Raw genomic sequence first — 19,192 nt, 5'->3', positions numbered from 1 at the left:
TACTTATAGCAGCAACAGGGAGCCGCAATGGGATTCGCTTCGAAACTGACCACGAACTTCTTCGCGAAGGGCGACGCCGCCCTTGCGCCGGCGCCGGCCGGCGAGTCTGCACTGGAATCCCATCCCGACGTGGGCGGCTCGGCCACCGCGGCCGCGCGCCGCCTCGGGGGTTTTCGCAGCCGCAGCGCCAACGAGGCGCTGGCGGCGGACAGCGGCCAGGACTTGCGCGCGACCCCGTTCGGCGCGCAGTTCCAGCCGGGCCGCCTGAACCTGCTGCTCGGCGCCTTCGTCGGCGGCGTGCTGCTGACCATGCTGGCGGCCTGGCAGAACTCGGCCTACGACGCCCGCCTGGCCGGCCAGAGCCAGGTGACCGGCGACGCCGTGATGCACTCGCAGCGTTTCGCCAAGGCGGCCCCGATCGCCCTGCGCGGTGACGCCGCCGCCTTCGCCCAGCTCGAAGACAGCCGCACCCAGCTCGGCCGCGAACTGGATCTGCTGGCGCGTGGCGGCCAGTCGCCGACCGGCCGCATCCCGGCCGCCAGCGGCCAGCGCGCCACCGACCTGCAAAAGGCGATCGTGCTGTGGAACGCGTCGTCCAAGGCCGCCGCCAGCATCCTCTCCAACAAGCGCAACCTGCTGGCCTTCGGCGTCAGCCTGCGCCAGTACGAAGAGGTGGGTCCGGAACTGACCGCGATCGCCGAGCGCCTGCAGCGCGACGAATCGACCGACGCCCGGCGCCAGGTGGCGGCGCTGAGCATGCAGTCGCTGGCCCAGCGCCTGTCGGCCGGCACCCAGACCTTCACCACGCCGGGTTCGGCCCAGAACGCGGTAACCTACATCATGGGCGACATCGCCTCGCTCAATGCGATCATCGACGGCCTGCTCGACGGCGGCGGCAAGCTGGGCCTGGCGCCACTGACCGATCTCGAGCAGCGCCTGCGCCTGGCGCGCATCCGCGACAGCTTCCAGGAATACGTCGCCACCATTACCCCGCTCTTGGGCAACCTGACCAACTACGCCAGCGCGCGCGCCGCCGAGCGCGTGATCTCGCGCGACAGCGAACAGCTGCGCGTCATGCTGGCCGGGCTGCACCAGAACTACCAGCGCGACCAGGCCGGCACCAGCGGCTGGTTCTGGCTGGCCGTCTGCGCCGCCCTGTTCACGCTGGTGGCGGCGCTGGGCATCTCGCGCGCCATGCTGGGCGACGCCGCCGAACGCGCGCGCAGCGCCGAGGAACGCCGCCGCGAAGCGGAAGCCATGCGCCAGCTGGCCCAGGCCAAGGAAGAAGAAGCCAAGGCCACCAATGAACAGAACCAGACCGCGATCCTGCGCCTGATGAACGAGCTGCAAGAAGTGGCGGACGGCGACCTGACCGTGCAGGCCACGGTGTCGGAAGACATCACCGGCGCGATCGCCGACTCGGTCAACTACACGGTCGAGGAACTGCGCGAGCTGGTGGTGCGCGTCATCAAGACCTCGGAGCAGGTGGCGCGCGCCTCGAACGGCGCACAGACCGTGTCGACCGAGTTGCTGGGCGCCGCCGAGCAGCAGTCGCGCGAGATCCAGGACGCGTCGAGCACGACCTTGCGCCTGGCCGGCCTGATCACCGACGTGTCGCGCTCGGCCCTCGAATCGGCCGACGTGGCGCGCCAGTCGGTGGCGGCGGCGGAGCAGGGCGCGACCGCGGTGCAGAACGCGATTCGCGGCATGCAGGAAATCCGCGAGCAGATCCAGGAAACCTCGAAGCGCATCAAGCGCCTGGGCGAATCGTCGCAGGAGATCGGCGAGATCACCGAGCTGATCTCGGACATTACCGAGCAGACCAACGTGCTGGCGCTGAACGCCGCGATCCAGGCCGCGTCGGCCGGCGAGGCCGGCCGCGGCTTCTCGGTGGTGGCCGAAGAGGTGCAGCGCCTGGCGGAACGCTCGGGCGACGCGGCCAAGCAGATCGGCGCGCTGGTGCGCACCATCCAGGCCGACACCCACGACGCGGTGGCGGCCATGGAAAAATCGACCCAGGGCGTGGTCGAGGGCGCGCGCCTGTCGGACGCCGCCGGCGCCGCGCTGTCGGACATCTCGCGCGTGTCGAACCGCCTGGGTGAGCTGATCAGCGACATGTCGACGGCGACCGAGCGCCAGGCCACCAAGGCCACCGGCGTGGCCGACAAGATGCAACAGATCCTGTCGGTGACCGAGCATACCCAGCAGGGCACCCGCCAGACCGCGCAATCGATTCATGAACTGGCCAGCCTGGCCCAGGAGCTCAAGGATTCGGTGTCGCGCTTCCGCGTGGTATCCTGAGCGGCCCATGGTTATCCCGAGCCCGACCTTGACCGCGCCCCTGAGCCGCACCAGCTTCGATACCGGCCCGCTGTCCTGGGTCATCGGCGAGATCCGCGACGCCCTGGCGCGCGCGTCCACTTCCCTGCGCGAGGCCGCCGAGCGCGCTCCCGAGGCCCAGCCGACCCTGCTGCTGCACGCCAAGACCCACCTGCACCAGGCGCACGGCGCCCTGCAGATGGTCGACGTCGAGAGCGTCGGGGTGTACACCGGCGCGGCCGAGGCGGTGCTCGACCGGTTCAAGGACCGGCAGCTGCCATGCACCCCGGATAGCGTGCAGGTGGTGCTGGACGCCTTCGTCGCCCTGGGCGAATACCTCGACGAACTCCTGGCCGGCATGCCGCAGCAGCCGGCGCGCCTGTTCCCGTATTACCGCGACATGGTCGAGCGCCAGGGCGAGCGCAAGGTCCACCCGTCCGACCTGCTGCCGCTCGACCTGTCATCGCTGCCCGCGCTGCCCGCCCCAGAAGGCGCGGGCGGGGCCGATATCGCGGCCTGCCGCGGCCGTTTCGAAAAAGCGCTGCTGCCCTACCTGAAGGCCGGGGATGACGCCGGTCGCCAGATCCACGCCGCCGACCTGGCGGCCGCCATCGCGCCGATCGGCGCCACGCAGACAGACGCGCGCGCGCGCGTGTTCTGGCAGGCGATGCACGCCTTCGCCACCGTGGTGGCCGATGGCCAGGTCGAGAGCGACCTCTACATCAAGCAGCTGTTCGGTCAGGTCAACCTGCAGTTGCGGCGCCTGGCCAAGGGCGAACAGGATGCGCCCGAGGCCATGCTGCGCGACGCGCTGTTCTTCATCGCCGCCGCGCGCGCGCCGGGACCCGAGGCGCGTGCCTTGCGCGAGGCCCTGGACCTGGACGGCGCCGTGCCGCCCGACTATGCCGAGCGCCGCTACGGCAAGCTCGACCGCCACGCCCTGCAAGAGGCGCGCGAAGCGCTGGCGCGCACCAAGTCGGACTGGGACCGCATCGCCGGCGAAGACACGCCAAATGCCGAGGTCGAGCACGATTTCAACGACGCGCTGGCGCGCCTGGCGGGCGCCAGCGAAAAGCTGGGCGCCCCCGCGCTGGCCCAGCTGCTGCGCGAACTGGGCCGCGCGGCCAGCGACTCGGTGCAGTCGGGCCGCGACGACCAGTTCGGGCTCGAGATGGCGGCCGCCATGCTGTTCGTCGAGAACGGCCTGGACCAGTTGCGCCAATTGCCCGAGGATTTCGCGGAGAACGCCGAAGCCGTCGGCGCGCGCCTGCTGGCGCTGGCCGCCGGCGAAACCCCGCCCGACGCCCCGCACTGGCAGGGCGAACTGGCGCGCCAGATCCAGCAGGGCCAGACCGTGGCCGTGCTGGCGAACGAGGTCAAGACGGGACTGCGCCAGATCGAGAAGCTGCTCGACGATTATTACGACGACCCGTCGAAGCGCCAGGTGCTCGACCAGGCGGCGCCGATCCTGCACCAGTTGCAGGGGGCGTTCGCCATCCTCGACCAGGACCAGGCAGTGCTGGCCGTCGACCATGTCGAGCAGGCGGTGCGCGCGCTGTCCTCCAGCGCGGCCGACGTGACCAGCCAGCACGCTGCGCTGCACAATATCGCCCAGAACATCGGCGCGCTCGGCTTCTTCGCCGACCTGCTGGCCCAGGACAGCGAGGCCGCGCGCGGCCGCTTCACGTTCGACGCCGACAAGCGCCTGCTGCGCGAGCTGCCGTTCGAGTTCGTCGAGGCCAGGGCGCAAGCCCCGGTCGAGGTCGAGACCGATGAGGCTCCCGTGGCGCACGAAGCCGACGGCGCCGATGCCGAACTGCTCGGGATCTTCATCGCCGAAGCGCAGGAAGTGCTGGCCTTCGTGGTCGAGACCCTGCCGCGCGCGGCCGACGAGCCGGGCAACCAGGAAACCTTGACGCTGCTGCGCCGCAGCTTCCACACGCTCAAGGGCAGCAGCCGCATGGTGGACCTGGATGCCTTCGGCGCCACCGCCGCCGCCATCGAACGCGTGATGAATGTCTGGCTGGCCGACGGCCGCTCGGCCACCGCCGACCTGCTGGCGCTGCTGGCCCACGCCTATGCCGAACTGGATGCCTGGGTGGCCGAACTGGCCGCCGGGCGTACGCCTGACCGCGATGGCGCGGCGCTGGTCGAGGCCGCCGCGCGGGTGCAGGAGGGCGGGCCGTTCGAGCCGCCCGCGGATGACGTTCAGGCGTCCGAACCGCTGGTGCTGGACGACATCATCGAAGCGCCGGCGCTCGCTGACATCCCGCTGCTCGACGAGCCGCTGGGCATGGACGATGGCGTCAGGCGCGTTGGCGACCTGGCCATCCCGCAGGCGCTGCACGACGTCTACCTGGGCGAAACCGAGGCGCTGTGCGCCAACCTGGAGCAGGCCTTCGGCGCGTTGCGCCGCGGCCTCGATGGCGGATCGGTGCAGGATGCGGTGACGGCCGCGCACACGCTGTCCGGCACCTCGGCCACGGTCGGCTATAGCGCCTTGCGCGACCTCGCGCATGCGCTGGAGACGACGCTCGAGAAGCTGGCGGCGCCCGGCACGGAGCTCGAAGACGGCCAGGTCGACCTGTTCGACGCGACCCTGTCGCGCATGCGCACGATGCTGCAGGTGTTCACCCTGGGAGAGCTGGCCCCGAACCAGCCCGACCTGGTCGACCAACTGGCGGCGCTGCGCGAGCGCCTGGCCAGCCAGCAGGCGGCGGCCTTGTATGGCGAGGCCGCCCCGGCGCTGGCCAGACAGCTCGACGCGCTGTTTACGGCGGCCTACGAGCAGCTGTTGGCCGACCCGCCCGCGTTCGAGGCGCCCCCGGCGTCCGTGCGCGAGCAGAACAGGGCGGTGACGGACGAGGTCGACGACCTGTTCGACTCCTTCGTCGACGACGCGTTTGCCGCGCCGGAACTGGACCAGGCTGTTCCCCAGCCCGACCTGCCGCTGCCAAACCCCGGGTTCGTGGCCGTGACGCCGGATGAAGCGGTGCTGGCGCAAGCGCAGCCCGAGCCGGAACCGGAGTACAAGGCCGGACCCGAGCCCGAGCCCGAGCCCGAGCCCGAGCTGGTAGGCGCCAGCTATGCCGACGAAATCGACCAGGACCTGCTGCCGGTGTTCCTGGAAGAAGCGGCCGACCTGCTGCCGCGTATCGGCCATGACCTGCGCCAGTGGCAGCAGGAGCCATCCAATACCGCGATCGCGCAGGGCATGCAGCGCGACTTGCATACGGTCAAGGGCAGCGCGCGCATGGCCGGTGCGATGCGTCTGGGCCAGCACGCGCACGAACTGGAAACGCAGATCGAGAACATGGTCCATGCCGGGACCTCGACCTTGCCGGCCACCGCGTTCGACGAGCTGCTGGCCAACTACGACGCGGCGCTGCTGCTGTTCGAACAGTTGCAGCAGCGCGCCGCAGGCGCGCCGCACACCACGGCGCAGGCCGAGGCGGCACCGGCGCCGGCCGAGCCGGCCCGTTCGCCGCTGGTGCGGGTGCGCGCCGATATCCTCGACCGCGTGGTGAACCAGGCGGGCGAAGTATCGATCACGCGCTCGCGCCTGGAAAACCAGATGGGCGCGCTCAAGGGCTCGCTGGGCGACTTCTCGGACAATGTGTCGCGCCTGCGGCGCCAGTTGCGCGAAATCGAGATGCAGGCCGAGTCGCAGATTGCGTCACGCCTGTCGATCTCGGGCGAGCGCGAATTCGACCCGCTCGAATTCGACCGCTTCACGCGCCTGCAGGAACTGACGCGCATGCTGGCCGAGAGCGTCGACGACGTCGCCTCGTTCCAGGAAAGCCTGGCGCGTGCGGTCGACGGCGCCAACGACGAACTGGCGAGCCAGGCGCGCATGACGCGCGACCTGCAGCGCGACCTGATGCGGGTGCGGATGGTGCCGTTCGCCAGCTTGTCGGAACGCCTGTTCCGCGTCGCGCGCCAGACCGCGAAGGAAACCGACAAGCGCGTCAACCTCGACATCCGCGGCGGCGCCGTGGAAATCGATCGCGGCGTGCTGGAGCAGATGGCGGCGCCATTCGAGCACCTGCTGCGGAATGCGATCGTGCACGGCATCGAGCCGCGCGCGGCGCGCCAGGACGCGGGCAAGGCGGAAACCGGTGAATTGCTGGTGCAGGTCAGCCAGCATGGCAACGAAGTCATGATCGTGTTCGGCGATGACGGGGCCGGCCTGGACCTGGAACGCATCCGTGCCAAGGCCGTGGCGAGTGGCCTGCTGGCCGAAGGCGAGGAGGCGTCCGACCAGGACGTGGCCGAGCTGATCTTCGAGCCGGGCTTCTCGACCGCCGACACGCTGACCGAACTGGCCGGCCGCGGCGTCGGCATGGACGTGGTGCGCTCCGAAGCCCGGGCGCTCGGTGGCCGGGTGGCGATCGTGTCCGAGCCGGGGCAGGGCGCCCGCTTCACCATTACCCTGCCGCTGACCCTCGCGGTCGCGCAAGTCGTGCTGGTGACGGCGGGCGGGCGCACCCATGCGGTGCCGTCGACGCTGGTGGAACGGGTAGAGCAGGTGCGCGCGCTGGATCTGGCGGCGGCGATCGACGCCGGCGGCATCGTGCTGGGCGGCGAGGCGCTGGCGTTGCACGCCTTGCCTGGCCTCTTGGGCGAGGACGAGCAGGAGCGGCCGGCGACCCAGCGCTCGACGCCGGTGTTGGTGCTGAACGGGCCCAGCCTGCGCATCGCGCTGCGCGTGGACGAGGTGCTCGGCAACCGCGAGGTGGTGGTCAAGAATATCGGTCCGCAGCTGGCGCGGGTGCCGGGCATTGCCGGTGCGACGGTGCTGGGTTCGGGCGAGATCGTGCTGATCCTCGATCCGCTGGCATTGGCGCAGCAGCCCGAGGCGGCGGTGCCCCTGAAGAAAGAGGTGGCGCGCCAGGTCCGGCGGCCGACCGTGATGGTGGTCGACGATTCGCTCACGGTGCGCCGCGTGACCCAGCGCCTGCTGGAGCGCGAGGGTTATCGCGTGCAGCTGGCCAAGGATGGCGTCGAGGCGCTGGACCTGGTCAAGCGGGGCGCGCCCGACCTGATGCTGGTCGATATCGAGATGCCACGCATGGATGGCTTCGACCTGACGCGCCATGTGCGCGGCAATGAGGCGACCAGGGATATTCCGATCATCATGATCACGTCGCGTACGGCCGACAAGCACCGCAATGTGGCCATGGGGCTGGGGGTGAATGCCTACTACGGCAAGCCTTATCAGGAGCCGGTGCTGCTGGCGGCGATTGCCGGGCTGCTGAATCGCGAGGTGGCGTGACGGGGTGGCCGGGCCTTAATCGTCCCCGGCATTCCCGTCGGCCGCCACCGTTTTCCTGACCACCGCGAACCGCTCCAGCGTGCGCTTGCGCGCCATGTCATGGTCCACGACCGGCGCCGGATAATCCCGCCCCAGCACCACGCCGCGCTCGGCCAGCGCCTCGGCTTTCACCAGCCATGGCGCGTGAATCTGCTTGCCGTCGAGCCTACCCAGTTGCGGCAGATAACGCCGGATGAACTCCCCACGCGCATCGAAGCGCGTCGACTGCGTCACCGGATTGAAAATCCTGAACCACGGCTGCGCATCGCAGCCGGTCGACGCCGCCCATTGCCAGCCGCCGTTGTTCGAGGCCATGTCGTAGTCGTTCAGCTTCAACGCGAAATAGCGCTCGCCGCGGCGCCAGTCGACGCCGAGGTCCTTGGTCAGGAAACTGGCTGTCACCATGCGCAGCCGGTTGTGCATGAAACCCGTCGTATTGAGCTGCACCATCGCCGCGTCGACCAGCGGATACCCGGTGCGGCCTTCGCACCAGGTCGCGAACAACGCATCCGCATCGACATCGTCATCCCACTGCACCGCATCGAAGGCCGGCTTGAACGAACGCTCGACCACGTGCGGATTCTGCGCCAGCACCATCGCATAGAAATCGCGCCAGACCAGTTCGGACAGCCATACCGATGCGCCATTGCCGCCGGCGCCCGACTGCATCAGCTGCTGCGCCGTGCGCACCAGGTGGCGGATCGAAGTAGTGCCGAAGCGCAGGTGCGTCGACAGGCGCGATGTGCCATCCTCGGCCGGAAAATCGCGCGCGCGGCCATAGTCGGCGATGTCGGCCACGAAGGCCTCGAACAATCCTTCGGCCCCTTCCATGCCAGCCGGCAATGGCGGTTCACCCGAATCGAAGCCGATGTCTTCCAGCGCCGGCAAGGCGGAGCGCGAAGAAGGCGCCGCAAACGCATGCGCGTACGCGTCGACCGGATACGCCGCGAGCGTATCGGGCCGCGCCGCCAGCCGCTTGAGCCAGGCATTCTTGTAGGGCGTAAACACCGAGAACGGCTGGCCCGAGAGCGTCAGCACTTCACCTTTTTCGAAGATGACCTGGTCCTTGTACGAACGAAAGACGCGCCCTTGTGCGGCAAGCTGCTCGGCCACCTCGGCGTCGCGCGCGATCGCCAGCGGTTCATAGTCGCTACAGGCATGCACCGTATCGACTTCCAGCGCTTTCGCCAATGCAAGGATTTCGTCCCGGGCGCTGCCGTGGCGCACGATGAGGTAGCCTCCTAAACGACGCAGCTCCGCATCCAGGCTGGCCAGGCTCGCGTGGATGAAACGCAGGCGGCGGTCATCGCGCGGCAACCCGTCGAGGATGCCGGTGTCATACACGAAAACGCAGTACACCTGTTGCGACGAACGCAGGGCATGGTGCAGGGCGGCATGGTCGAAAGCGCGCAGATCGCGGCGGAACCAGACTAAAGAATTGCTCAAATTCATCACATGTGCAGGGTCAAGGCGGGAACAGATTTTACTGCCCAGCATCGGGCCGTGGTATCGATGTCGCGATGGTTCCGAGGGTCCCTGGACCAAATAGGTGTAAACTAGGGAAAAGCGTAACGTTGTGCTGCAGAACCTCGGCAGTCGTTCATCGAAGTGTTAACGCGAGAGTGCGCCTTTTGAGAGTATCCGTATGAAAAAGACCAAAGTTGGCAAAACTCTACCGATGCCGGGCATGCCCCGGGAGCAGGACGAACCCCTCGCCAAGGCCGGCCCGGCAGCATCCGGACTGAACCTGGCGAATCACTTCCTGATCGCCATGCCATCGATCCAGGACCCGATCTTCGGCGGCACTGTCGTCTATGTCTGCGAGCACAACGACAAGGGCGTGCTGGGCGTGGTCATCAACAAACCGACCGACATGACAATGGAAACGCTGTTCGACCGCGTCGACCTGAAGCTAGCCGAAGGCCTGCGCGCGACCGTGGTCGATGAACCGATCATGTTCGGCGGCCCGGTGCAGGACGACCGCGGCTTCGTGCTGCATTCGCCGGGCGGTCGCTATTCATCCTCGCTCTCCGTCACCGACGACGTCGCCTTCACGACGTCGATCGATGTGCTCGAAGCTGTCGCCAGCGGCGGCGGTCCGGCGCGCATGCTGGTCTCGATCGGCTACGCCGGCTGGAGCCCCGGCCAGCTCGAAGAAGAAATCTCGCGCAACGGCTGGCTGACGGTGGGCGCCGACGCGCGCGTGCTGTTCGAACTGCCGATCGAAGAGCGCTACAACGCCGCCATCAAACTGCTGGGTATCGACCCCTTCATGCTCGCCACTGAAGCCGGACATGCGTAAATCGCCGTACTTGCATGGTTGATATCGTTTTCGGCTTCGACTTCGGCGTCAAGCGGATCGGCATCGCCATGGGCAATACCCTGACCGGGCAGGCACAGCCGCTGCGCGTCATTTCCGCCATCGACAACGCCACCCGCTTCAAGATCATCGGCGAACTGATCGCCGAGTGGTCGCCGGCGCGCCTGGTGGTCGGCGAGCCGCGCCATCGCGACGGCGCCGAGCACGACATGACCCTGCGCAGCCGCCGCTTCGCCAACCAATTGCATGGCCGCTTCAACCTGCCGGTGGACATGGTCGACGAACGCTATTCCTCGGCCGTGATCGCCTCGAAGCGTGGCCAGGTCATCGACGACAAGGCGGCCGCCATTATTTTGCAACAATACTTTGACGCATTTTCCCCACCTAATGCCAACAACTAACCTCAACCTCGACGCGGAGGCGCTGTACCGCGAGTTGCTGGGCCAGGTCCGCGCGGGCCTGGACGGCGTCCAGGATGCCGCCATCGTCGGCATCCATTCCGGCGGCGCCTGGCTGGCCGAACGGCTCGCGCGCGACCTCGACCTGACCGCCCGCCTGGGCTCGATCGATGTGTCGTTCTACCGCGACGACTATGCGCGCAAGGGCCTGCACCCTGACGTGAAGCCGACCCATATCCGCTTCGCGGTCGATGGCGCGACCATCGTGCTGGTCGACGACGTGCTGCAAACGGGCCGTACCACGCGCGCCGCGATCAACGTGCTGTTCGACTACGGTCGGCCGGCCTGCATCAAACTGGCCGCGCTGGCCGACCGCGGCGGGCGCGAACTGCCGGTGGCGGCAGATTTTGTCGGCGTCCGCACCTCGCTCGAGGCAAACCAGTCGCTGTGCCTGCAGCGCGATGAAACAGGCCAACTCTCGCTGACCATCGAAGAAGACAATGCCGATCCTGCTTAACAACCCGCAACTGAACAAGAACGGCGAGCTGCAGCACCTGCTCACCATCGAGGGACTCAAGAAGTCGCACATCGACCACATCCTCGACACCGCATCGAGCTTCGTCGGCATCTCCGACCGCGAAGTGAAGAAAGTCCCGCTCATGCGCGGCAAGAGCGTGTTCAACCTGTTCTTCGAAAACTCGACGCGCACCCGCACCACCTTCGAGATCGCCTCGAAGCGCCTGTCGGCCGACGTCATCAACCTGAATATCCAGGCTTCGTCGACCACCAAGGGCGAATCGCTGCTCGACACGATCGACAACCTGGCCGCGATGCATGCCGACATGTTCGTGGTGCGCCACTCGCAGTCGGGCGCGCCGTACATGATCGCCCAGCACCTGAACCGCACCCGCTCGGACGTGCACGTCGTGAACGCCGGCGATGGCCGCCACGCCCACCCGACCCAGGGCCTGCTGGACATGTACACGATCCGGCACTACAAGAAAGACTTCACGAACCTGCGCGTGGCCATCGTCGGCGACATCCTGCACAGCCGCGTGGCGCGTTCGGACATCCACGCCCTGACCACGCTGGGCGTGCCCGAAGTGCGCGCCATCGGTCCGCACACGCTGCTGCCGGGCGGTCTGGAACAGATGGGCGTGCGCACCTTCACCAACATGGATGAAGGCTTGAAGGATGTCGACGTCATCATCATGCTGCGCCTGCAGAACGAGCGCATGAGCGGTGCGCTGCTGCCGTCGGCGCAAGAATATTTCAAGAGCTACGGCCTGACGCCCGAGCGCCTGGCGCTGGCGAAACCGGACGCGATCGTGATGCACCCGGGCCCGATGAACCGCGGCGTCGAGATCGATTCGGCGGTGGCGGACGGCAGCCAGGCGGTGATCCTGCCGCAGGTGACCTTCGGGATCGCGGTACGGATGGCGGTGATGAGCATTTTGGCAGGAACCCACGCATGAAACTTCATATCAAGAACGGGCGAGTGATCGACCCGGCGAACGGCATCGACGCCACGCAAGACCTGTACATCGTCGACGGCAGGATCGCCGCCGTGGGCACCGCGCCCGATGGCTTCACCGCCGACCGCAGCATCGATGCCAGCGGCCTGGTGGTCGCTCCCGGCCTGGTCGACCTGTCGGCGCGCCTGCGCGAGCCGGGTTACGAATACAAGGCCACGCTCGAATCCGAGCTGCAGGCCGCGATGCAGGGCGGCGTGACGACGCTCGTGTGCCCGCCCGACACCGACCCGGTGCTCGACGAGCCGGGCCTGGTCGAGATGCTCAAGCACCGCGCGCGCATCGTGGACCAGGCCAATGTGCACCCGCTGGGCGCGCTGACCGTCGGCCTGAAGGGCCAGGCGCTGACCGAAATGGCAGAACTGACCGAAGCCGGCTGCATCGGCTTCGCCCAGGCCGAGGAACCGATCCTCGACACCAATGTGCTGCTGCGCGCCATGCAGTACGCCAAGACCTTCGGCTACACCGTGTGGCTGCGTCCGCAAGACGCCCACATCGGCCGCGGCGGTGTGGCCCACAGCGGCCCGCTGGCGTCGCGCCTGGGCCTGTCGGGCGTGCCGGTGATGTCCGAGACCATCGCGCTGCACACGATCTTTGAACTGATGCGCGCCACCGGCGCGCGCGTGCACCTGTGCCGCATTTCGTCCGCCGCCGGCCTGGACCTGATCCGCGCCGCCAAGAAGGAAGGACTGGACGTCAGCGTCGATGTTGGCGTACACCACCTGCACATGACCGACGCCGACATCGGCTTCTTCGATTCCAACGCGCGCCTGACGCCGCCGCTGCGCGCCCAGCGCGACCGCGATGCGATCCGCGCCGCCGTCCTCGATGGCACGGTCGATGCGGTCTGCTCCGACCACACCCCGGTCGACGATGACGAGAAGCTGCTGCCGTTCGGCGAAGCCTCGCCCGGCGCCACCGGCCTGGAACTGCTGCTCAGCCTCACGCTCAAGTGGGCCGAGGATCAACAGGACGCCGGCAAGGCGCTGCCATTGGCGCTCAGCCGCATCACGCACGACGCGGCCCGCATCGCCGGCCTGCCAGCTGGCACCCTGGGCGTGGGCGCCGCGGCCGACGTGGTGCTGTTCGATCCGACCGCGCGCTGGAAGGTCGAGGGCAAGACCCTGGCCAGCCAGGGCAAGCACACGCCTTTCCTCGGCTATGAACTGGCCGGGCAGGTCAGGGCCACCATCGTGCGCGGTCGCGTGGCGTACCAGCGCTGATCCACCGGGACGGTGCGCTTTCATGAAGCCGCCGTCCGCTTCGTTTTCACTACCTTGAAGATCCGGCTTGCCTGGCGCCTCGCGCGTGTCGCCATCCATCTGTGCGAAGGACTGGCGACCTGCGCGCTGGTTTTCCCTTTTGCTTCCTCGGCGCTGCGATCGCGCCTGACGCGCGGCTGGTCGCGCCGCCTGCTGCGCCTGTGCCGGGTCGGCGTCGAGCATGCCGGCGGCGTGCCGGCGCTCGAACACGCGCTGGTGGTGGCCAACCATGTGTCCTGGCTCGACATCTTCGTCATCAATGCGCTCGACCCGTGCCGCTTCGTGGCCAAGGCCGAGATCCGCTCCTGGCCGGTGATGGGCTGGCTGGCGGCCGGTGCCGGCACCGTGTTCATCGCGCGCGGCAACCGGCGCGAGCTGCGCCATGTGTTCAAGGGCCTGGTCGAGGTGCTGCAGGCGGGAGAGCGGGTCGCCCTGTTCCCGGAAGGGACCACCGGCCTGCAGGGCCAGGTGCTGCCGTTCCACGCCAACCTGTTCGAGGCCGCGATCGATGCCGGCGTGCCGGTGCAGCCGTACGCGCTGTCGTACGTGGACGCGCGTGGCGGCCTGCACCCGTCGATCGAATACGTGGGCGACACGACGTTCGTCGACAGCCTGCTGCGGATCCTGCAGGGCCCGCCCGTGACGGCGCGCCTGGCCTGCCTGGCGCCGCTCGAGAGTAGCGGCGCGCACCGGCGCGAGCTGGCGCTGGCGGCGCAGGACGCGGTGGCCACGGCAGTGAAGATTTAACGCTTCTTGCCGCCGTGTTCCCGGTATTCGGGACAGTCTACCTGCAGCAAGGTGCGGTCATCCAGGCATACCGCCGTCAGTTTGCCGCCCCACACGCAGCCGCTATCGAGCCCGATCAAATTCGGCCGCTGCACCAGTCCCAGCGCCGACCAGTGGCCGAACACCACCGTCACGTCCTGGGTCGCGCGTCCCGGCAAGTCGAACCATGGCAGCAGGCCGGTGCCGGCCGGGCCGGCGTCGCTTTCCTTATGCTCGAAGTCCATCGTGCCGTCCGGCGCGCACAGGCGCATGCGGGTGAGGGCGTTGACGATGCAGCGCAGGCGTTCATGGCCCGCCAGGCCATCGTCCCAGCGGTCGGGCTGGTTGCCGTACATCGCGGCGAGGAAGTCGAGCCAGCCGTCGCCGCGCAGCGCGGCCTCGACCTCGCCGGCCAGCGCCATGGTCTGGCGCGCATCCCATTGCGGCGCCACGCCGGCATGCACCAGCAGGTGGGCGTCGACGAACATCGCCAGCGGACGCCGGCGCAGCCAGCCGACCAGCTCATCGCGGTCGGGCGCGGCCAGGATCTCGTCGAGGGTGTCGGAGCGGCTGATGCGCTGGGCGCCGGCGGCCACCGCGATCAGGTGCAGGTCGTGGTTGCCGAGCAGGGCTTCGATACGGCCGCCGCTCGATTCGGACAGCGCCTTCATGCGCCGCAGCGCGGTCAGCGAATCGGGACCGCGATTAATCAGGTCGCCGACGAACAGGATGCGGGCGTCATTGCCCGCTTCGTCGAAGATGCGCTCCAGTAGCAGTTGCGCCTCGTGCGCGCAGCCCTGCAAGTCGCCAATGGCATAGGTTTTCATATTCTCGAGTTTGGCTGATGAGCAGCGTCTATTGCGGATACCGGATGATTTTACTCGCCAGCGGGCGGTGGCCTCTGATTTGCCGAGTCGCGCTGTTGCCGCGGGCCTGAAAAATGCGTGAAATAGGTGGTTTCTTGACTCACTTCCAACACTGCGAACGCGCTTAATACGTGCGTCCGGAATTGCCCTTCCATTCCGGTACAATGAATCCGGCTTTCCTTCATGAATAGCGCGCCATGGCCGTCCATTTGCCAGCCGCTGCCAGCTGGGCTCCACATACAGGCATCGAAAGAAAACAATAATGTTCTCGTTTTTCGTGAGCTTCCTTTCCTGCGCATTGCTGACGCTGCTGGTAATCAAGACCGCGCGAAAACATGGGCTGGGGCTCGATGGCGATTTTGGCGGTGTGCAGAAAGTGCACTCGCATGTCGTCGCGCGTATCGGCGGCATTCCGATTTTCCTCGCGGTGGTGGTGGCCTCCGGGATATCGATCCTGCGCGAGCCGCAAATGATGGGATGGCTCGCCAGCCTGATTGCCTGCGCCGCCATCGCACTCTCGGGCGGCATCGCCGAGGATTACACCGGCCGCGTGTCTCCACTGCGCCGGCTGGTATTGACGATGATCGCGGCGGCGCTGGGCTACTGGCTGCTCGACGCCCGCGTCGGCCGGCTCGACCTGCCGTGGACCGTGGTCCCGATCGAGGCAGTGTGGATCGTGCTGCCCTTGACGATGCTGGCGGTGGCGGGCATCGCCAATGCCATCAACATCATCGACGGTTTCAATGGCCTGGCGGGCGTGATCAGCGTATTCATGCTGCTGTCGCTGTCGTATGTGGCGCTGCAGGTGGGCGATATGTTCGTGCTGGTGGCCGCGCTGATCGTGGCCGGCGCCACCGCGGGCTTCCTGATCTGGAACTACCCGGTAGGCCTGATCTTCCTGGGCGATGGCGGCGCGTATTTCCTTGGATTCCTGCTGGGCGAACTGGCGCTGCTGCTGGTGATGCGCAATCCGGGCGTCTCGACCTGGTATGCGGCGCTGTTACTGATTTATCCGGCTTTCGAAACGATATTCTCCGCTTATCGCCGCATGTTTGTGCGCGGTAAGTCGCCCACGATGCCCGATGGTATTCACCTGCACAGTTTGATATTCCGCCGTATCGTGCAATGGACGGTAGGGCCACGAGAAGCACGGGCATTGATGAAGCGCAATGCACGGACTTCCCCTTATTTATGGCTCTTTTCACTCCTGGCGGTGATACCGGCAACGGTGTTCTGGAAAAACACCACGGCCCTGATGTTCTTCTGTTTGTTGTTCATAATCAGTTACCTCTGGTTGTATGGCCGTATTGTTCGATTCAAGTCTCCCCGGTGGCTTTTTTTTAGCAAGAAAGACTGAGCAAGGTTTATTGTTGTATTATATTGCGACATTTAGTGAGAATTCACTAGATTCGGTAATTGCTGAATCTGCATTTAATTTTTAACGAACGAGGAACGATGATGGATCTGTCGAATATGTCCGTAGGCGATTTGCGCAACCTGCAAGAGCAAATCAAGCAGGAGATGAAGAAGCGTGAAGTCCAGGAAGTGCAAAAAGCACGCGAACAAATCCTGGCCATCGCCCAAAGCGTCGGCATGCCGCTGAAAGACCTGATGGCCACCACTGGCCGCGGTTCGAAAGGCGCCACCGTCGCCGTGCGCTATCGCCACCCAGACGATTCCAACCTGCAATGGACCGGCCGTGGCCGCCAGCCAAAGTGGGTCAAGGAATGGGTCGAAGGCGGCAAGTCGATCGACGACCTGCGCGTTTAAGCATTTCCCGGCTCTGGCTTAAGCCAGAGCGTGGCGCAGGGCATTGCGGAACCTCACTTTCGCAACGCCGGCGCCGGCAAGCTGCTGCCCCTCTCCAGCCGCACATCACGCAATTCCCCGCATTACCCATCATCCGCGCGCCATTCCCACGGGCCAGCGCTTGCCGGTACAATAGCAAGCAATTTTTTTATCATTCCTCCAACATCCGGCGCTGTCCACGGTCGAGCAAGACCGCTGCATGCCCTCAAGAATTCCAAGGAAGAACATGGTTGCTCTCTCAAAAACGATCTTCAAGGCCTATGACATTCGCGGCATCATCGACAAGACGCTGGATGCGGGCATTGCGCGCCACATCGGCCGCGCGTTCGGCAGCGCCGCACTGGCCAAGGGAGAGCGCAAGGTCGTGATCGGCCGCGACGGCCGCCTGTCGGGGCCGGAACTGACCGCCGCCCTGAGCGATGGCCTGCGCGACGCCGGCGTCGACGTGATCGACCTGGGCATGGTCGCCACCCCGATGGTGTATTTCGGTACCAATGTGCTGGATACCCGTTCGGGCATCATGGTTACCGGCAGCCACAACCCGCCCGACTACAACGGCTTCAAGATGGTCATGGCCGGCGAGGCGATCTACGGCGACGCCATCACCGCCCTGCACGACAGTATCGCCGCCTATGACGGCAAGATCGCCGACCAGCGCGGCCACTACAGCACGCACGATATCCGCGCCGCCTACATCGAGCGCATCGTGGGCGACGTCAAGCTGGCGCGTCCGATCAAGATCGCGGTCGACTGCGGCAACGGCGTCGCCGGCGCCTTCGCCCCCGAGCTGTTCCGCGGCATGGGCGCCGAAGTCGTCGAGCTGTTCTGCGAAGTCGATGGCACCTTCCCGAACCACCACCCGGACCCGGCCCATCCGGAAAACCTGCAAGACCTGATCAAGGCCCTGCAAGAGACCGACGCCGAGATCGGCCTGGCCTTCGATGGCGACGGCGACCGCCTCGGCATCGTCACCAAGGATGGCCAGATCATCTTCCCGGACCGCCAGATGATGCTGTTCGCGGCCGACGTCCTGTCGCGCAACCCGGGCGCCGAGATCCTGTACGACGTCAAGTGCACGCGTCACCTGGCGCCGTACATCGAGAAGAACGGCGGCCGCCCGCTGATGTGGAAGACCGGCCACTCGCTGGTGAAAGCCAAGCTGAAGGAAACCGGCGCGCCGCTGGGCGGCGAGATGAGCGGCCATATCTTCTTCAAGGACCGCTGGTATGGCTTCGATGACGGCCTGTACGCCGGCGCGCGCATGCTCGAGATCCTGACCAAGGGCCAGAACCCGACGGCGCTGCTCAACGGCCTGCCGATCGCCAGCAGCACCCCGGAACTGCACCTGCACCTGCAGGAAGGCGAGAACTTCGCCCTGATCGACAAGCTGCGCAGTGACGCCACCTTCCCGACCTCGGAAAAGATCAACGACATCGACGGCCTGCGCGTCGAGTACGCGGACGGCTTCGGCCTTGCACGTTCGTCGAACACGACCCCGGTCGTGGTGCTGCGTTTCGAAGGCGAGAATCCGGAAGCGCTGGCGCGCATCCAGGGCGAATTCAAGAGCGTGATCCTGGCCGCCAAGCCGGACGCCGAACTGCCTTTCTAAGGACCTTCGCTTGAAAATCCTGCTGGTGCGCGTGTCGTCCCTGGGCGACGTGCTGCACAACCTGCCGATGGTGGCCGACCTGCTGCGCCGCCATCCGGGCGCCACCGTCGACTGGGTGGTGGAGGAGGGGTATGTGAGCCTGGTGCGCCTGAATCCGCACGTGCGCAAGATCATCCCCTGGGCCTTGCGGCGCTGGCGCAAGAGCCTCGGAAATACGGAAACACGGGCCGAGATCAGGGGCTTCTTCCGTACGCTGCGCGAAGAAGAATACGATTATGTGTTCGACACCCAGGGCCTGCTCAAGACCGGCATCATCATGGGCGCCGCCCGCATCCGCAAGGGCGGCAAGAAAGTCGGCCTGGCCAACGGCAGCGAAGGCTCGGGCTATGAAGGCATCTCGCGCATCTTCCACACCGACAGCATTCCCCTGAGCCCGCGCACGCACGCGGTAGCGCGTGGGCGGCTGGTGGCGGGGGCGGCGCTCGACTATCCGGTCGACACGGCGCCCGACTTCGGCTTGCCGGCGCCGGATGCGGCGGCGCGGCCGGATTTCCTGCCACATGAAGATTACGCCGTGTTCTTCCACGGCACGGCGCGCGCGGCCAAGAAGTGGGCCGACGCCAACTGGATCGCGCTGGGCAACGCGCTGGCGCCGATGCCGGTGCTGCTGCCCTGGGGTTCGCAAGCCGAACGCATCGACGCCGAGACGCTGGCCGCCGGCATGCCGAACGCGCGCGTGCTGCCCAGGCTGTCGATGATGGACGCCGTGACGCTGGCCCAGCATGCGCGGCTCGCGGTGGGCGTCGACACCGGCCTGACCCACATCGCCGCCGCTTTCATGCGGCCGACGATCGAAATCTATTGTGATTCGCCGAAGTGGAAGACCGAAGGCAACTGGTCCGAACGCATCGTCAATCTTGGCGAACTGGGTGCGCCGCCATCCGTCGACGAGGTGCTGGCAGCCGCACGCCGGTTGCTGGAACTGGCATAGGACAAGG

At 66.8% G+C, this 19,192-nt stretch carries 14 protein-coding genes; 12 read left to right on the top strand and 2 right to left on the bottom strand.

The window, feature by feature from the left end:
• Nucleotides 1–27 precede the first annotated feature (27 nt).
• Together AC56KW_RS02505 and AC56KW_RS02500 are read left to right on the top strand one after the other, a co-directional pair.
• The gene (locus AC56KW_RS02505; protein WP_497169151.1) at nucleotides 28–2,301 is read left to right on the top strand and encodes a methyl-accepting chemotaxis protein; all 2,274 of its coding nucleotides are present in this window, start codon (nucleotides 28–30) and stop codon (nucleotides 2,299–2,301) included.
• A gap of 7 nt (nucleotides 2,302–2,308) precedes the next feature.
• The gene (locus AC56KW_RS02500; protein WP_497169150.1) at nucleotides 2,309–7,594 is read left to right on the top strand and encodes a hybrid sensor histidine kinase/response regulator; all 5,286 of its coding nucleotides are present in this window, start codon (nucleotides 2,309–2,311) and stop codon (nucleotides 7,592–7,594) included.
• 15 nt (nucleotides 7,595–7,609) lie between these two features.
• On the opposite strand, the gene AC56KW_RS02495 is transcribed toward AC56KW_RS02500, so the two are convergent.
• Complete coding sequence (locus AC56KW_RS02495) at nucleotides 7,610–9,085, bottom strand: cryptochrome/photolyase family protein (protein ID WP_497169149.1); 1,476 nt, start codon at nucleotides 9,083–9,085, stop codon at nucleotides 7,610–7,612.
• 193 nt (nucleotides 9,086–9,278) lie between these two features.
• Here AC56KW_RS02495 and AC56KW_RS02490 point away from each other — a divergent pair, with 193 nt between their 5' ends.
• From AC56KW_RS02490 to AC56KW_RS02465, 6 genes are read left to right on the top strand one after another with little or no spacing between them, the layout of a single operon-like run.
• Entirely contained in the window at nucleotides 9,279–9,935 is a 657-nt protein-coding gene (locus AC56KW_RS02490) for a YqgE/AlgH family protein (RefSeq protein ID WP_497169148.1), read from the top strand.
• A 14-nt stretch (nucleotides 9,936–9,949) separates the two neighbouring features.
• Nucleotides 9,950–10,354, top strand: a complete 405-nt coding sequence (gene ruvX, locus AC56KW_RS02485) for a Holliday junction resolvase RuvX (RefSeq protein ID WP_497169147.1) — start codon at nucleotides 9,950–9,952, stop codon at nucleotides 10,352–10,354.
• Nucleotides 10,341–10,868 (top strand): bifunctional pyr operon transcriptional regulator/uracil phosphoribosyltransferase PyrR, encoded by a 528-nt coding sequence (gene pyrR / locus AC56KW_RS02480; RefSeq protein WP_497169146.1) that lies wholly within the window; start codon nucleotides 10,341–10,343, stop codon nucleotides 10,866–10,868. Before ruvX ends, pyrR begins: the two co-directional genes overlap by 14 nt.
• Nucleotides 10,852–11,826 carry an aspartate carbamoyltransferase catalytic subunit gene (locus AC56KW_RS02475; protein ID WP_497169145.1) on the top strand — a complete coding sequence of 325 codons (975 nt, stop codon included), beginning with the start codon at nucleotides 10,852–10,854 and terminating at the stop codon, nucleotides 11,824–11,826. The genes pyrR and AC56KW_RS02475 overlap by 17 nt, the downstream gene beginning before the upstream one ends.
• Entirely contained in the window at nucleotides 11,823–13,106 is a 1,284-nt protein-coding gene (locus AC56KW_RS02470; RefSeq protein ID WP_497169144.1) for a dihydroorotase, read from the top strand. The genes AC56KW_RS02475 and AC56KW_RS02470 overlap by 4 nt, the downstream gene beginning before the upstream one ends.
• A 54-nt stretch (nucleotides 13,107–13,160) precedes the next feature.
• On the top strand, nucleotides 13,161–13,892 hold the full coding sequence (locus AC56KW_RS02465) for a lysophospholipid acyltransferase family protein (protein WP_497169143.1): 732 nt from the start codon (nucleotides 13,161–13,163) through the stop codon (nucleotides 13,890–13,892).
• Here the strand turns inward: AC56KW_RS02465 and AC56KW_RS02460 are convergent.
• Entirely contained in the window at nucleotides 13,889–14,737 is an 849-nt protein-coding gene (locus AC56KW_RS02460) for a symmetrical bis(5'-nucleosyl)-tetraphosphatase (protein ID WP_497169142.1), read from the bottom strand. The genes AC56KW_RS02465 and AC56KW_RS02460 overlap by 4 nt on opposite strands.
• Nucleotides 14,738–15,038: 301 nt before the next feature.
• Between AC56KW_RS02460 and AC56KW_RS02455 the strand changes: the two genes are divergently transcribed.
• From AC56KW_RS02455 to waaC, 4 genes are all read left to right on the top strand, one after another.
• Nucleotides 15,039–16,133, top strand: coding sequence for an MraY family glycosyltransferase (locus AC56KW_RS02455; protein WP_497169141.1), 1,095 nt, complete (start codon nucleotides 15,039–15,041; stop codon nucleotides 16,131–16,133).
• A 101-nt stretch (nucleotides 16,134–16,234) separates the two neighbouring features.
• Entirely contained in the window at nucleotides 16,235–16,546 is a 312-nt protein-coding gene (locus tag AC56KW_RS02450; RefSeq protein ID WP_497169490.1) for an H-NS histone family protein, read from the top strand.
• Nucleotides 16,547–16,811: 265 nt separating this feature from the next.
• Entirely contained in the window at nucleotides 16,812–18,194 is a 1,383-nt protein-coding gene (locus AC56KW_RS02445; RefSeq protein ID WP_497169140.1) for a phosphomannomutase/phosphoglucomutase, read from the top strand.
• Between the two features lie 10 nt (nucleotides 18,195–18,204).
• Complete coding sequence (waaC, locus tag AC56KW_RS02440; protein WP_497169139.1) at nucleotides 18,205–19,185, top strand: lipopolysaccharide heptosyltransferase I; 981 nt, start codon at nucleotides 18,205–18,207, stop codon at nucleotides 19,183–19,185.
• Nucleotides 19,186–19,192: the final 7 nt, after the last annotated feature.

This window comes from Telluria sp. RT2P19, from assembly GCF_059685725.1.
This window is presented reverse-complemented; position numbering and strand designations above follow the sequence as displayed.

Bases quoted from the DNA above. Each gene is read 5' to 3' on its own strand.
- AC56KW_RS02470 (WP_497169144.1), top strand. From the start codon at position 11,823: ATGAAACTTCATATCAAGAACGGGCGAGTGATCGACCCGGCGAACGGC.
- AC56KW_RS02495 (WP_497169149.1), bottom strand. From the start codon at position 9,085: ATGAATTTGAGCAATTCTTTAGTCTGGTTCCGCCGCGATCTGCGCGCT.
- AC56KW_RS02490 (WP_497169148.1), top strand. From the start codon at position 9,279: ATGAAAAAGACCAAAGTTGGCAAAACTCTACCGATGCCGGGCATGCCC.
- AC56KW_RS02505 (WP_497169151.1), top strand. From the start codon at position 28: ATGGGATTCGCTTCGAAACTGACCACGAACTTCTTCGCGAAGGGCGAC.
- AC56KW_RS02450 (WP_497169490.1), top strand. From the start codon at position 16,235: ATGGATCTGTCGAATATGTCCGTAGGCGATTTGCGCAACCTGCAAGAG.
- AC56KW_RS02445 (WP_497169140.1), top strand. From the start codon at position 16,812: ATGGTTGCTCTCTCAAAAACGATCTTCAAGGCCTATGACATTCGCGGC.
- AC56KW_RS02475 (WP_497169145.1), top strand. From the start codon at position 10,852: ATGCCGATCCTGCTTAACAACCCGCAACTGAACAAGAACGGCGAGCTG.
- AC56KW_RS02455 (WP_497169141.1), top strand. From the start codon at position 15,039: ATGTTCTCGTTTTTCGTGAGCTTCCTTTCCTGCGCATTGCTGACGCTG.
- ruvX (WP_497169147.1), top strand. From the start codon at position 9,950: ATGGTTGATATCGTTTTCGGCTTCGACTTCGGCGTCAAGCGGATCGGC.
- AC56KW_RS02500 (WP_497169150.1), top strand. From the start codon at position 2,309: ATGGTTATCCCGAGCCCGACCTTGACCGCGCCCCTGAGCCGCACCAGC.
- pyrR (WP_497169146.1), top strand. From the start codon at position 10,341: ATGCCAACAACTAACCTCAACCTCGACGCGGAGGCGCTGTACCGCGAG.
- AC56KW_RS02460 (WP_497169142.1), bottom strand. From the start codon at position 14,737: ATGAAAACCTATGCCATTGGCGACTTGCAGGGCTGCGCGCACGAGGCG.